10 protein-coding genes are annotated in these 14,832 nt (G+C 46.9%); 2 read left to right on the top strand and 8 right to left on the bottom strand.

Annotated features, from left to right (window positions below; translation table 11 throughout):
• Positions 1–137 precede the first annotated feature (137 nt).
• The 8 genes from QUA34_RS16235 to QUA34_RS16200 form a co-directional block, all read right to left on the bottom strand.
• The gene (locus QUA34_RS16235; RefSeq protein WP_333388211.1) at positions 138–878 is read right to left on the bottom strand and encodes an HAD family hydrolase; all 741 of its coding nucleotides are present in this window, start codon (positions 876–878) and stop codon (positions 138–140) included.
• A gap of 250 nt (positions 879–1,128) precedes the next feature.
• On the bottom strand, positions 1,129–5,343 hold the full coding sequence (locus tag QUA34_RS16230) for a chemotaxis protein CheB (protein ID WP_333388207.1): 4,215 nt from the start codon (positions 5,341–5,343) through the stop codon (positions 1,129–1,131).
• A gap of 233 nt (positions 5,344–5,576) precedes the next feature.
• Positions 5,577–6,986: an adenylate/guanylate cyclase domain-containing protein gene (locus QUA34_RS16225; RefSeq protein WP_333388204.1), complete on the bottom strand. Its 1,410-nt coding sequence runs from the start codon at positions 6,984–6,986 to the stop codon at positions 5,577–5,579.
• Between the two features lie 385 nt (positions 6,987–7,371).
• Entirely contained in the window at positions 7,372–8,481 is a 1,110-nt protein-coding gene (locus tag QUA34_RS16220; RefSeq protein WP_333388201.1) for a 30S ribosomal protein S1, read from the bottom strand.
• Between the two features lie 639 nt (positions 8,482–9,120).
• Positions 9,121–9,678, bottom strand: coding sequence for a transcriptional regulator NrdR (nrdR, locus tag QUA34_RS16215; protein ID WP_333388303.1), 558 nt, complete (start codon positions 9,676–9,678; stop codon positions 9,121–9,123).
• Positions 9,679–9,872: 194 nt separating this feature from the next.
• Positions 9,873–9,968, bottom strand: coding sequence for a photosystem II reaction center protein T (locus tag QUA34_RS16210; protein ID WP_006635641.1), 96 nt, complete (start codon positions 9,966–9,968; stop codon positions 9,873–9,875).
• Between the two features lie 143 nt (positions 9,969–10,111).
• Complete coding sequence (gene psbB / locus QUA34_RS16205) at positions 10,112–11,641, bottom strand: photosystem II chlorophyll-binding protein CP47 (RefSeq protein ID WP_333388199.1); 1,530 nt, start codon at positions 11,639–11,641, stop codon at positions 10,112–10,114.
• A 199-nt stretch (positions 11,642–11,840) separates the two neighbouring features.
• A complete protein-coding gene (locus QUA34_RS16200) occupies positions 11,841–12,170 on the bottom strand; it encodes a hypothetical protein (protein ID WP_333037185.1) in 330 nt (109 codons plus the stop codon).
• A 189-nt stretch (positions 12,171–12,359) separates the two neighbouring features.
• Here QUA34_RS16200 and QUA34_RS16195 point away from each other — a divergent pair, with 189 nt between their 5' ends.
• Entirely contained in the window at positions 12,360–12,713 is a 354-nt protein-coding gene (locus tag QUA34_RS16195; RefSeq protein ID WP_333324286.1) for a transcriptional regulator, read from the top strand.
• Between the two features lie 83 nt (positions 12,714–12,796).
• Entirely contained in the window at positions 12,797–14,713 is a 1,917-nt protein-coding gene (mnmG, locus tag QUA34_RS16190; protein ID WP_333388196.1) for a tRNA uridine-5-carboxymethylaminomethyl(34) synthesis enzyme MnmG, read from the top strand.
• The last annotated feature ends 119 nt before the right edge of the window (positions 14,714–14,832 follow it).

Here is a 14,832-nt window from a genome sequence, read left to right as displayed (position 1 = left end):
TGCCTGTTCCACAAGAAAATTCATCTCTTGTGGAACAGGCATCTTGCCTGTTCATAAAAAGATTATTGACAATGCTGCAACATCTCAGTAGGAACTGATACCAAATCCGGTGCCACCGGAATTGATGTGATGTTTGCTCAATCTGCTAAAATTGTAATTTCCTCCAAAGATGCGATCGCCACATCAGCATTTTCCAAATGACTAACCTCCGCCTTTCCCCAACAAATGCCGATACAGCCAGCCGCGCCCGCATTTTTACCCATCTGAATATCGCCCGCTGAATCTCCCACCATCAAAGTTGCTGCGGGATTTACTCCGAGTTTCTCACAAGCTTGCAAAAACAATTTCGGATCTGGTTTATGAACCGTTGAATCAACTCCCATTTCTAACTGAATGTAGTCAGCTAATGCGTGGTGTTTCACAAACTTCTGCACAACCTCCGTCGTAGCAGCCGAAAGAATTCCCAGCTTCAAACCCGCTTCCGAAAGATATTTCAGCACTTCCAAGCTGCCGACAAATAAAGGAGAAACAGCACTATTTTTAAACATTTCGTCAGCTTCGTCAAAAGCGCGGCGCGCAATCGTTAAAGATTCCAGCCATCCCCTGCCGGTTTCGGCGATGTATCCCGCCGCCACAATCTCATTTTCCCGGCGACTACCGACTGCTAGCAAGCCTGTGGGATCGATGCTGCCACCTTCGATACCGAAAGCCATTTGTAAAGGCTCTCCAACGCCCGGAATTTGAGCGTCTGCGAGGCGCGATCTCTTAATTCCCAACAGTCTCAAAAATTCTTGAGAATCCTCTAGAGTGCCGTCTTTGTCAAAGATTACGGCTTGGATATTCGAGAAGGTAATGCCCCGACATTTAATAGTTACCAAGAATCTGAACTCCGTAATTTTTATATTTTTTTCTATCTTCCCATATGGCGCTATTTTTGGCAATTCTTAATTGCCCGCGATCGTTGTAATACTACAAAATTATGTCCAAGATTAGACATCTCCAATCTCCAATAATCATTATTGTGGAACAGGCATCTTGCCTGTTCAAAACAGGCTTTTCGGGAGCTAACTATTGTTGTAATCCTACAAAATTAGGACACAACATTGTTGTGTCCCTACAATCAATAAACTAAAATCGTCCTACTAAATTAGCCACCATTAATCCTAGTACAACCGGCTTGATCGGCTTAACCATATGCCTTTGAAAACCAGCTTCGATCGCCCGATCGCGTTCTTTATCGCTCGCATAGGCAGTCAGCGCTGCGGCTGGGATTTCTCCTCCGGCTTCCGTAGCAAGAGCTCGCACTTCTCGAATTAAGAAATACCCATCTTCCTCTGGCATTCCGATATCGGAGATTAGCAAATCATATCTGCCCGGATTTTCAGTCAAAGCAGCGATCGCACTTCTGGCAGATGCAACTGCCAAAACCTCCGCCCCGTAGCCTTCAAGCACAAATTGTAAGAAGTCGCGCGTATCGATCTGATCGTCTACGGCTAAGATGTGCAAGCCTTCTAGAGAGGGGACGCGATCGCTAGAGGCGTTTAAAGGCCCTACCAAAGCAGTTGACTTTAAATCGATCGCCGATGTCAACTCTTGAGGCAGCGATCGCAACGGCAATCTCACCGTCATTGTAGTTCCTTGTTCCTCACCCGGACTTTCGGCTTGCACCGTTCCCCCGTGCAATTCAACCAGGTGACGCACGATCGCTAAACCCAATCCCAGCCCTTGATTCGCCTTAACGCTGCTGGAATCGCCTTGGTGGAAACGATCAAAAATATACGGCAAAAATTCTGCCCCAATGCCTTTTCCCGTATCGCTGACTCGAAGTTGAGCATGATTCTCGATCGTCGATAGCAGAATTTCCACTCGTCCCCCCGCCGGAGTAAACTTAATCGAATTAGACAGGAGATTCCACACAACTTGCTGCAAGCGATTGATATCCCCTAAAACAGTCGTAGGAATCAACTGCGAAACAATTTGAATGTTTTTGGCTTCGGCGGATAATTGCACCCCCTCCAGCGCAGCTTGCACCACTAACCGCAGATCGATCGGACAAATGCACAGTTGAAGCTTGCCACTGGTAATCCGGGAAATATCCAGGATATCTTCGATTAACTGAGATTGTGCTCTGGCGCTGCGCTCGATCACCTCTAAAGCCTTAGTAACGGCTGGTTCCTTCAGTTTGCCGGAACGCAGAATTTGTGACCAGCCCAGGATCGGAGTCAAAGGATTGCGTAATTCGTGGGAGAGATTCGCGAGAAATTCATCTTTACTACGGTTGGCTGCTTCTGCCTGGTGGCGGGCAAACTGTTCCTGCAGTAATAACTGCGATCGTACTGTCTCCAACTGCTTGCGCTGCGTGATATCCTCGATCGACAACAGAATCATTAAAGCTTGGTCTTCTCGTTCAAGTTTACAAGCATTCAGCAGCATGGTTTTGGGCCCGATCTTATCAAACAGGTGATCCAACTCAAAGTTTTCAAGCTGAACATCACTAACCAGAATATCTTCCAGAATCCATCGCACTTGGGGGATATTCCACTGCCCGTTGCCTAGCTCAAATAGCGAAGAGGTTGCTGTTTCTGACGGTGAAACCTGAAACATTTCATAGAACGAGCGATTTGCTTTATTGACTCGGAAATCAGCATCTAGGACGACTAAAGGCGTTTGCACAGTTTCCACAATGGTTTCAGCATAATTTCGGGCCTCCTCCAAGGTTTTGGCACTGCGTTTAAGAGCATCAATATCGAGCAAAACCATCACCACACCGTCAATCTGGTTTTCCGTTGTCCGGTAAGGACGAATGCGGAGGTTGTACCAATATCCTGATAAAGTTTGAACTTCTTGTTCTTTCGTCTGGAGAGTATCAATCACCTCCAAAATCATCTGTTCCAAGTTAGGAACGTTCAGAGTTGAGCGGATGTCGCTAAAAGGTCGTCCAACATCTGTGGGAATCACACTAAAAATTTGCTGTGCCGTTGGCGTAAAGCGTCGAATCTGTAAATCGTTTGTCAGCATTAAAATAGGGATATTGATACTGGAAAGCAAATTTATCAGATCGTTATTGACCAGGCTTTGTTCAATATTGCGGCTGCGAAGTTCATCGTTAGTGGTAGTGAGTTCCTCGTTAGTGGCTTGAATTTCTTCTTTGGCAGTTTCTAACTCCTCATTGGTGCTTTGCAACTCCTCGTTACTCGATAGGATTTCTTCGTTCGCAACTTTGAGGTCTTGGTTAAGACTTTCCTGATCCTGGATCACCGCTTGCAGTTGGGCTTGAGCCGCAGTTTTTTCTTGGTTAGCGGCTGCAAGTTGCTGCCTCAGCAGCTCAATTTCGCGCACTAAATCAGGTTGCTCGAAGCTTTCAGAAGGGAGAGTGCTGAAGTTAAGCACCGGGGGTGAAGCCTCTTCAAATACCACCAAAAAGTAGCGTCCTTCGGCCGCCTGTGGCTGGAACGGAATCACCTCAAAATTGACGATACTCGATCGTCCGCCCAATTCAAGCAATACCCTTTCTTTCCTAATGGTTACGTTCTGCGTTTGTGCCTGATAAATCGCGGTGCGAAGCTCAACCAGCAAGCCTGCCCTTGCCATTGCCAGCAAGTTTAAGTCGGGGGTTCCGGCTACCACTCTCAAGTAAGGATCGATGTCTCCCCGCACTTGCAGGATTTTCATCTGCTCGTTGACAACCACACTGGCTGGGGCATATCGATTTAAAATCAGTTGGTCAGTTTCTTGTTGTAAATCCAAGCTATTCGTAAAATTGTTTTTCACTTCCTCCCGTTCACGTGCTTTAGCGACGGGATAGGAACTCGGCGTAAACGAAAAATGGGGACGAGTCGCAGTCAACTTTTTGGTATAAATTTTAGACTTTTTATCCAATGAAGTAAACAAGTAGGAAAATTCTCCGGTACTCTCCGAAGTGCCTAACAAGAGAAAGCCCGTTGGCTTAAGACTGTAATGAAAAATCGGCATAACTTTTTTTTGCAATGACTCTCCCAAGTAGATCAGCACATTGCGACAGCTAACTAAATCGATATTGGAAAAAGGCGGGTCGCTGCCTAAGTCTTGTCGGGCAAATACACAAAGTTCGCGGACTGCCTTGCTGATTCTATAGCTACCTCTTGCTTCGGCAATAAAGAAGCGAGTACGTCGTTCTGGTGAAACATCTACCATCTGGTTTTCTGAGTAGACGCCAGACCTCGCTTTGCCAATTGCCTGTTCGCCAATGTCCGTGGCAAAAATCTGGATCGGTGGCTGGATGACTTGATCGCCCAAAAACTCTAACAAGCAAATGGCGATCGAATAAACTTCTTCACCTGTGGAACATCCCGCCACCCAAATCCGAATCGGAGTTTCGGCCGATTTATTTTGGGTAATCGTGGGGAAAACCAGTTCTTTTAACTTTTCAAAGGCTTCGGGGTCACGGAAGAAACTGGTAACGTGGATCAGGATTTCTTCATACAGGGCTGTGACTTCAGCCGAATTGTGTCGAAGATGTTGGGCGTAATCATTCAAGCTTTCCAGCTTGTACAACACCATCCGTCGCTGGATGCGTCGAGCGATCGTCCTGGGTTTGTACTGGCTAAAATCAACGCCTGTAGTGGATTTCAGCACCGCAAAAATAGTAGCCAGGGCATCTCCCTGTTCGGGCGATTCCTCAACTTTTGTCATGGGAAGTGGGCCAGTGAGAAGGGGATTGTGACTATAGTTTGCCAGTTCCTCGGCAATTTTTTCCGGTGGCAGAACGAAATCGACATTGCCTGTGGCAACAGCGGTATTCGGCATACTATCGAATTTTGCTGTGTCTTGACATTGAGCAAAAGTCATGCCTCCGGCTGCTTTGATTGCCTTGAGCCCCAGTGAACCGTCTCCGTCTCCCCCGGATAAAACTACGGCGATCGCTTTGTGCCCACGATCGATCGCCAATGAGGTAAAAAACGCATCTCCCGGCATATATTTGCCATAAATCTTCTCGCGCGGTGATAATTGCAGCACGCCTTTACATACCACCATCTTGGTGTTGGGCGGAATAACGTAGACTTGATTGGGCTCTACAGCTACGCCGTCTTCTACCTCATTAACAGGCATTTGCGTGGTTCGCGCAAGAATCTCGCTAAGCAGACTTTTGTGATTGGGGTCTAAATGTTGAATCAGCACAAACGCCATACCCGTATCGGCCGGTAAATGGCTGAGTAACTGCGTGAATGCTTCCAACCCTCCTGCTGAGGCGGCAATTCCAACAATGGGAAAGGGGGCATCGGTTTCGGTTAATTGTTCGCTGTCGAGGGCGGCTGGTGCGATGGCTTCGGGTGTATTTTCTGGAGATAATTGAGGAGAAGTCATGCTATGAAGTCGAGGACTTCAGCTATTCAGCAACCTACAGTTCTCGCAAGATGCCGCTGAAGAACCCGTACTATACTTAAGTATACCTTAAGTTATAGGTATTATGCAACTCATTTAATGAGTAAGTATACTGTTGGAGTCATTATCTTCTGAGCGCGATCGAACAACTCTATCTGCTGTTGGGGCGATCGCAACGAGAGGCTAGCAATAACTACTTATATTTGTTTACCTACTTAGCTTTTTTTAGCGACAAGTGTAGCAGACAGCGGGATTACTGATTCCGTGTTTATTCTAGCAGTATAAGTGACTTGTGCGCCTTGTATTCCTTTTAAATCTTCAACTCGTTTTTGAATTTCGGAGACTCCAGCAGTTTTTAATCCACTTAAAAATGCTTGGTCATGATAAACTTCTTCGGAAAACGAAACTTCGTCACTTTTAGAAAGATTTTGAATCCTGGCAGCTTTGTTGACTGTGGAGCCAAAATAGTCGATCGAATTATTAAGATTTACCAGCAAAGCCGTACCTCGGTGAATGCCAATCCTGACTTGAATCCACTCTGCTTGTTGGCGAGTTGAATTGTATTTCCTGAAACTAGCCACAGCATCGGTGGCTGTCATAATTGCTTGTTCGTTGCTGATAAAAGAAGCCATGACGGCATCGCCGATGGTTTTAATGACTTTTCCGCCAAATTTCTCGATCGACTCAAAGAAAATTTCAAAATGGTCGCGGACAATATTGTAAGCTTTGGTATCTCCGAGCGTTTCGTACATTCTGGTAGAACCGGTAATATCGGTAAACATAATAGTAATCGCCCGAATCTTGACTCGCTCTCTTTCCGATATTACTTGATCGCCAAACAAACGCTTATAATCCGGGTGATGAAGCAGTTGCATTCCTGACAGCCGCAGGGGCAGTTGTTCTAATGTCAGTTCATCGGGCAATTCATCTGAATGCAAAATCAGCCCGGACAAATTGTGTTCGGTATTAGTTAATTCGAGCTTAACTTTTCCGGGACGCACGGCCAGCTCTTTTTTGTCAAAATCTGGGCCGGCTAACTGCTTGAGTTGAATTTCTTGTATCTCTTCTGTTTTGTCGCCTTCGACCTTTAAAATCCCTTTAGCTAAAGTGAGGGGACAGCAGTAGCGATATCGACCGTTTTCTAAGGTGACAATCTCCGATTCGGTGCAGTATAAAGGCGTTAACAGTTGCAGTTTGTTCTGGAGTACGGGAGGGGGAGCGCAGACGGGTCGCAGTTGCGGGTCTTCGATTTCTTTGTTCAGGGAAAAAGTAACTTCGACGCGATCAAGCAAATCAATGTTAAACTCGCGATCGCACATCGGGCAAAAAGACATTTCTGATGTGTCTGCCAAATCCTTAAATTCTTCTGTAATCATGTTGCAGTGGGGGCAGTGAATATCCCAGTGCAAGTCGAAAGCACCAGCTTTCACTCCGTGCAGAAATTCGGAAGTAATTTTTTTAACATTCTTGACTGTCTCGCCTGCTACGTAGTAAGGATTAATTCTCAATCTTTGCAAAATGTGGGAACCGGTTAACCAGTTTTCAATTTGGTCGATCGTTCCTTTGCTCGAATTGGGACGTTTTTTGAGCTGTTCTAATTTTTCTTTTAATAGTTCGATGTTCATGATACACTTGCCTTTGAGCGTTAGGGCAAGAAATTTCTAAGTATTATTTTGTGTAATTTGCTTGTCTAGTTTGTTTTTGCCTGAGAATGCTGATGAGTTTGCACTTGTGCTGATGCCCCTGATGTTTGTAAATCTTAACAAATTAGCAGCATAAAGGCTAGGTTTATTTAGGAAGATTGATCGCGCTGCCACTTGTTTTCATTTAAAGTGCGATCGCTGCATCGGTCTACAGAAATAGGTTAAATCTCGGTAATTAAGAATGGGGAATTGGCAACTGGGAATTGTCAACCACCGAGCAGCGACTAATGACTAATGACTAATGACTAATGACTAACTCAAAAAAAAAGAGGGAAAATTCCCTCTTTTAATCACACTAACTGTGATGTTATTCTTCCGTCGCAGGAGGGATTTCTTCCTCTACATCTAATACTGCTTCCGGTGCTGCTTCCGGTGCTGCTTCCGGTGGTGCTTCCGGTGCTACATCTTCTGGCAGATCCTCTTCCATTGCTGAGGGTACATCTTCGAGTATTTCGTCGGAGAGCTCATCATCAGCATCGATCGAGTCTACAGGAATATCTATGCCTGCTTTAGCTTGCTTTTGAGCCAGCATTTTCTCGCGGAACTTAGCTGCCATTTCCTCAGCTTTTTCGTATACCAATTCGCGATTTTTGACCATCGCGCCCGGTTCCGGTTCCAACTGCTTGGTGGAGAGAGAAATCCGGCCCCTCTCGGCATCCAAGTCAATGATCATCACTTTCACTTCGTCGTTGACATTGAAGACGCTATGAGGCGTATCGATGTGATCGTGTGAAATTTCCGAGATGTGCAGCAAGCCGCTGACGCCGCCGATGTCGATAAAGGCACCGTAAGGCTTGATACCGCGTACTGTACCGATGACGACTTCCCCGACTTCGAGGCGGTTCATCTTGCGCTCAACTAAGGCGCGACGATGACTCAACACTAGGCGGTTGCGGTCTTCGTCTACCTCTAAGAATTTTAATGGTAATTCTTCGGCGACTAATTCTTCCTTCGGTTTGCGGGTACTGATGTGAGAACCGGGAATAAAGCCTCGCAAGCCTTCTATTCTCACGAGTGCGCCGCCGCGGTTGGTGGCAAATACTTGCGATCGTACTGTGGCATCTTCTGCTTGGAGTTGTCGCACTCTTTCCCACGCCCGCATATACTCGATGCGCCGGATGGACAGGGTTAATTGTCCGTCTTCATTTTCATCGGTGAGGATGAAAAATTCTCTGGTTTCGTTTGATTGCAATACCTCTTCAGGGCTTTCCACTCGATTGATGGACATTTCCTGAATGGGAATGTACGCTGCTGTTTTAGCACCGATATCAATCAGAGCGCCCCTGGGTTCTATACTAAAAACTGTACCCGCTACTACATCGCCCGGGCTAAAGTGATAGTCATATTTATCAAGTAGGGCTGCAAAATCTTCGTGAGTAAAGCCGATGTCTTTGACTGTGGTTTTGAGATTGACCATGCGAATAGTTTCCTAGGATTTCTCTCCTTCATGTTTTTCGTTTGTGCCGGCAGATATTAGAGATTTTGGTGAAAAAGCGATTAACTTTTTTCAAAATCTTTTACTAAAGTCAGTTTTCGCTAACTTTTGCCGGGTGCAACTGCACACCAGCGCTTGCCATTACTGTTACTCCATACTCTGTGTTAAAACGTTGCATCTTAACATTCCGAGTCAAGTAGACTATTTTGACACTCTCAGGTATAAATAAACTGAGATTCTTCATTCAACGAGCCGACTTGCTGGCGACAGGATTACTCCAGTCTAAGTAGAGGTCGGTTTCTCCAGAAGCGTAAATTTCGGTATGCCCTACCGTATTTAATTAGTCACCGATCTTTAGTTAGGTTTTGTTCAAATGCGAGCTTTCCTAAACTGCAACACCGTTAGGTGTGACTACGCACTCAACTAATCCAGTTAAGTTTTTACGTTGTCTAGTTATACTCTATTTTAGACCGATGACGATCATATCACACCCAGCACTCTTACTGAGAAAAAAGAACACTCGCTCGAATGAGAGTCCCTTGAGTCGCTATTCCTCCCGGCCTTCCTCGCGACATGGTTTTCAATCTCCCAGAATATTTCGATAAATTAATTTAAGCGAGCTTAGCTGGGGGTAGCGCAGGATGCTGGGCTTTCTCGATCGACTGCTTCGGAATCCGGCAAATCTGCGTCAAAATTCGGTCTAGTTTCTGTATCTTCAGCTTCGTTGAGGGGATTCTGAAGGTGATTTAGGGTATCTACAAAATCTCGGATGCCTCGAAATTGCCGATATACGGAGGCAAAACGGACATAAGCGACTTCGCTGAGCGGCCGCAGGTGCAACAGCACCAGTTCCCCTATTTCTGAACTGGCGATTTCTCGGAGCGATCGACCTTGGAGTTGGGCCTCAATTTCTTCTGCCAGAGTTTCGAGATGCCCCGAAGACAAACCGGTTTTTTCGCAGGCCCGAATCAATCCCCTAACTAATTTTGACCTGTCAAAAGATTCGCGCTTGCCGTCCCGCTTGATCACCGTAATCGGCACAAATTCTATGCGTTCGTAAGTTGTGAAGCGGTGCTGGCAGCTCAAACACTCGCGCCGCCGACGGATGCTTTGACCTGATTCGGCTGAACGCGATTCTAGAACGCGACTATTTGTGTGTTGGCAGGAGGAACAGCGCATGATTGCTGATTTTAACAGGCATTGCCAGCAAATTGCCATTCATCTAACCGCCTGGGGTCTGATGAATGGCTGGACTAGAAAAATCACTTAGCACACAGCAGTGAAATAGTCCCGCACCAAATTAGATCACTATGATGCGGGCTAACCGCAGTCCGGTTTAAGATATTTTGGACTTGCTGGAGGCGTATAGCTAATTATTTGCCAATCCGGGGAGGTTCCCGAAAGGCGATCGCAAAAAATAGTACGCCTATGGCTAAAGCCAGAATCAAAATGTAAGCAACGCTTTCCATGTTAAATTTTCCCTATCTTCCCTTGCCGTATTATCTTATCTTAATTGTTGGTTTTATTATTAACTAAAAAAACCCGGTTTCTTGAAGAAACCGGGTTTTTTTACACCGGGGATGTTTCCCGGCTAGCCAGAGGCTGGCGAAATTTAGAGAGGTTCTTCTCTTCTGGTGGTCACGTCGCCCAGTTTTTGGAACAGGCCCCACTCGACTTGTTCTTCCAAGTCAGCCTCAACTCCAGCAAACACGTCGCGGAAAATAGTCCGAGAACCGTGCCAGATATGGCCGAAGAAGAACAGCAAAGCAAAGCAAACGTGTCCGAAAGTGAACCAACCGCGAGTCGAAGTGCGGAAAACGCCGTCAGAGTTCAAGGTTTCGCGATCGAATTCAAATACTTCACCCTTTTGAGCAGCGCGAGCAAACTTCTTAACATCTAGAGGATTATTAAAGGTTTGACCGTTAAGTTCGCCGCCGTAGAAGCTGACGGTAACTCCGCTTTGTTCAAAGCTGTATTTTGATTCAGCACGGCGGAAGGGGATGTCAGCGCGAACGACCCCATCTTTGTCCGTCAAAATTACTGGGAAAGTTTCAAAGAAGTTGGGGAGGCGGCGAACCGACAATACCCGACCTTCGCTGTCAGTAAATACTGGATGGCCCAGCCAGCTTTTCGCAATACCGTCGCCATTGACCATCGCGCCGGCCCGGAACAAACCGCCTTTAGCAGGAGAGTTGCCCACGTAGTCGTAGAAAGCCAATTTTTCAGGAATTTGTTCGTAAGCTTCTTGGAAGCCTTGACCACCGACCAAGCTAGCTTGAGCTCTGCGATCGATTTCTTGTTGGAAATAGCCACTGTCCCACTGATAGCGAGTCGGGCCAAAAAGTTCGATCGGAGTCGCAGCAGAACCGTACCACATCGTACCCGCAACCACAAAGGCTGCGAAGAACACGGCAGCGATACTGCTAGAAAGTACAGTTTCGATATTCCCCATCCGCAGGGCTTTGTAAAGACGTTCCGGCGGCCGCACTGTCAAGTGGAACAAACCGGCAATTACGCCGACTACGCCCGCTGCAATGTGGTGAGCCACGATGCCGCCCGGATTATACGGGTCAAAGCCTTCAGGGCCCCAAGCAGGTGCCACTGGCTGGACGTGACCGGTCAGGCCGTAGGGGTCGGAAACCCACATTCCCGGGCCAAAAAGTCCCGAAAGGTGAAATGCGCCGAAGCCGAAGCAAAGCAAGCCGGAGAGGAACAGGTGAATGCCAAACATTTTTGGCAAGTCAAGGGCTGGTTCACCGGTGCGAGGGTCTCTGAAAAGTTCTAAGTCCCAAAATACCCAGTGCCAAACTGCTGCTAAGAACAGCAGGCCCGATAGAACGATGTGAGCGACGGCGACGCCTTCAAAGGACCAGAAGCCCGGATCGACGTTACCTTCGCCAGTGATGCTCCAACCGCCCCAAGAACCCGTAACTCCCAAGCGAGTCATGAAGGGCAACACGAACATCCCTTGACGCCACATTGGGTTGAGAACTGGGTCTGTGGGATCAAAAACTGCTAGTTCATAAAGGGCCATTGAGCCGGCCCAACCTGCCACGAGGGCAGTGTGCATTAAGTGTACAGAAATCAATCGGCCTGGGTCATTTAAGACGACTGTGTGTACGCGATACCAGGGTAGTCCCATTGACTGCGGTTCTCCAAGGTGTAAGTGATGATGTCTATTTTTACGGAAAAATCAGATTCTGAATCCCCAGCAGTTACCTGTAGGGTTTAAAACTCTGCCTTTTGCCGACTGCCATCTACCTTCAAAGGTGGAGGCATAAAAATGAAAGTTATTTAAAGAAGTGTATCGAGTGTTAGAACCGATTGCAATATGTTGAGCATTACATTAGTTGCGGATTGCCCATTTCGCAGCGGGCGGCGATCGTCCCGAGGCGTTCGAGGACTTGCTCGGCATCGATCAGTCTGGTGAGGGTGACGTTGCCGATATTTTTGGCGGGATCGGCGGGATCGGGACGGACTGCTGGTTGGACTTCTACCATGAGTACGGCGTCTTCTACGCGGTAGAGCCACATTTTTTCGTTGCGATCGGAAAGACAGAGGTTGAGCTGTTGGATGTCCGGCGGCCGCCTCCAGGCGGCGTGACTCCACTCGCCGCCTACGCCCCAGACGCGCCCAACTTTCCAGCCGTCGGATAAGAAGAAGTATTTCACTTGTGTACGCTTGTTGAGATTTTTTTGTCTAACATAGCGCAAAACTGCCTGATTACGGAATTATTGAACCGCGAAGGCGCGAAGCGTGCATATTAAATATGGTTATTCGATCGACTATTGCCTATAATATGCTATGTGCAGATAGTAGATTTACAGATCATTAGAATAAGTTAATCGAGCAAGAAACAGATGACAATTAGCCTGAAGACTATTATGGAGAATTTGCCTCCCGAACAACGAGCAATAGTCGAAAAGCGATCGATTGAGTTGATGGCTGAAGAAATGACCTTGCAAAACTTACGAAAAGCAAGGAAATTTACTCAGATTCGCATGGCAGAATTATTAAAAATGCGTCAAAAAAATGTGTCGCGACTCGAACGCCGTGCGGATTTGTTGGTATCTACTTTGCAAAGTTATATCGCGGCAATGGGTGGGGAGTTGTCCTTTGTCGTAGAATTCAAAGATCGACCCCCCGTAAAAATTACTGGATTAACATCGATGTTTGAAGAAAGCAGCTACACTAATGGAGAGGAAGAGTTTTAATTGAGGAAACTAAAACCTAATTTTGCCGGATGTCTATTCTTCAATCTAAAATCTAAAATCTAAAATCTAAAATCTAAAATCGAATGACCGCACAAACACCAGTAGAATTCCAAGACAGTTTCGACATCATCGTAGTAGGTGGCGGACACTCCGGCTGCGAAGCAGCCCTCGCCACTTCTCGCCTCGGCTGTCGCACCCTCCTCCTCACCCTCAACCTCGACAAAATTGCGTGGCAACCTTGCAATCCTGCTGTCGGTGGCCCGGCTAAAACCCAACTCACTAACGAAGTTGATGCGTTAGGCGGGGAAATTGGCAAAATGGCCGATCGCACCTACCTACAAAAACGCATCCTCAACTCTTCGCGAGGCCCCGCAGTGTGGGCGCTGAGGGCACAAACTGACAAGCGGGAATACGCCGCTGTAATGAATAATATTGTCGAAAACCAAGAGAATTTGACCATCCGGGAAGCGATGGTGACAGACTTAGTTTTGGGAAAAAACGAAGAAGTTATCGGAGTTGAAACATACTTCGGCGTCGCTTTTGAATGCAAAGCAGTAATTCTGACCACAGGCACTTTTTTAGGTGGCACGATTTGGGTAGGCAATAAGTCGATGCCCGCCGGACGTGCGGGAGAATTTGCCGCCGTTGGCTTGACGGAAACTCTCAACCGTTTGGGCTTTGAAACTGGCAGATTGAAGACTGGAACTCCGGCAAGAGTTGACAAACGTACTCTCGATTACACCAACCTAGAACCGCAGCCGGGAGATACAGAGGTTCGCTGGTTTAGTTTCGATCCAGAAGTTTGGATCGAACGGGAACAAATGCCTTGTTATTTGACTCGAACTACGCCTGAAACTCACCAGTTAATTAGAGACAATTTGCACCTTTCTCCAGTCTACGGCGGCTGGGTGGATGCGAAGGGGCCGCGCTATTGTCCAAGTATTGAAGATAAGATTGTGCGGTTTGCGGATAAGGAAAGTCACCAGATTTTTATCGAACCGGAAGGTAGAGATATTCCTGAACTTTATATCCAAGGATTTTCTACTGGTTTACCGGAAAATTTGCAATTGCAAATGCTGCGGACTCTTCCTGGTTTGGAAAAGTGCGAGATGATGCGCCCTGCTTATGCTGTGGAGTATGATTATTTGCCGGCTACTCAGTGCTTTCCAACGCTGATGACTAAGAAGATTGAAGGGCTATTTTGCGCGGGTCAGGTGAACGGTACAACTGGATATGAGGAGGCGGCTGCACAGGGGCTCGTGGCGGGGATTAATGCAGCTAGGTTTGCGAAAAATCAGGAGATGATAGTGTTTCCTCGCGAGCAAAGTTATATCGGCACTTTGATCGATGATTTGTGTACGAAGGATTTGCGGGAACCTTACCGGATGTTGACTTCGCGATCGGAATATCGGCTATTATTGCGATCGGACAATGCTGACCAACGCTTGACGCCGCTGGGACGGGAAATTGGTTTGATTGACGATCGCCGCTGGGAGTTATTTGAGCGGAAAAAAGCTAATATTGTGGCAGAGAAGGAACGCTTGTACTCGACGCGGGTGAAAGAGCACGAGGAAGTTGGCAAGGCAATTTTTGCGGGCACTCAACAAGCGATTAAAGGTTCGATTACTCTTGCTGATTTGTTGCGTCGTCCTGGTTTTCATTATGTGGATTTGGAACGCTACAATTTAGGAAATTCTAGTCTGAAGTTGGCTGAGAAAGAGGGTGCGGAAATTGACATTAAATATTCTGGCTATCTGCAAAAACAGCAAAATCAAATTGATGAAATTGTCAGACATGAACGCCGACAATTGCCTGCGGATTTGGATTACATGGCAATTACAACTCTCTCGAAAGAGTCGCGGGAAAAGTTGGCTAAGGTGAAACCGCTGACGATTGGCCAAGCGGCGAGAATTGGCGGGGTGAATCCGGCTGATGTTAATGCTTTGTTGATTTTTCTGGAAGTGCGAAACCGTCAGCAGCCAGCGGGTGTAGGTAAATAATTTACACTAGAGGTGTCTCAAGGCTTCCTTCAATTTTATGAAATATAGCAATCCTTGCAGGAGTCGTAAACTTTTTACCCCACCCCAACCCTCCCCTTATCAAGGGGAGGGAGTAAGAA

The organism is Microcoleus sp. POL10_C6 (assembly GCF_036701585.1).
GTDB lineage: Bacteria > Cyanobacteriota > Cyanobacteriia > Cyanobacteriales > Microcoleaceae > Microcoleus.
The sequence above is the reverse complement of the archived record's forward strand: the minus strand, read 5'-3'. Positions and strand labels throughout refer to the sequence as shown.

Excerpts from the sequence above, each read along its gene's own strand:
- QUA34_RS16230 (WP_333388207.1), bottom strand. The coding sequence starts at position 5,343 with ATGACTTCTCCTCAATTATCTCCAGAAAATACACCCGAAGCCATCGCA.
- QUA34_RS16225 (WP_333388204.1), bottom strand. The coding sequence starts at position 6,986 with ATGAACATCGAACTATTAAAAGAAAAATTAGAACAGCTCAAAAAACGT.
- QUA34_RS16220 (WP_333388201.1), bottom strand. The coding sequence starts at position 8,481 with ATGGTCAATCTCAAAACCACAGTCAAAGACATCGGCTTTACTCACGAA.
- nrdR (WP_333388303.1), bottom strand. The coding sequence starts at position 9,678 with ATGCGCTGTTCCTCCTGCCAACACACAAATAGTCGCGTTCTAGAATCG.
- QUA34_RS16210 (WP_006635641.1), bottom strand. The coding sequence starts at position 9,968 with ATGGAAAGCGTTGCTTACATTTTGATTCTGGCTTTAGCCATAGGCGTA.
- psbB (WP_333388199.1), bottom strand. The coding sequence starts at position 11,641 with ATGGGACTACCCTGGTATCGCGTACACACAGTCGTCTTAAATGACCCA.
- QUA34_RS16195 (WP_333324286.1), top strand. The coding sequence starts at position 12,360 with ATGACAATTAGCCTGAAGACTATTATGGAGAATTTGCCTCCCGAACAA.
- mnmG (WP_333388196.1), top strand. The coding sequence starts at position 12,797 with ATGACCGCACAAACACCAGTAGAATTCCAAGACAGTTTCGACATCATC.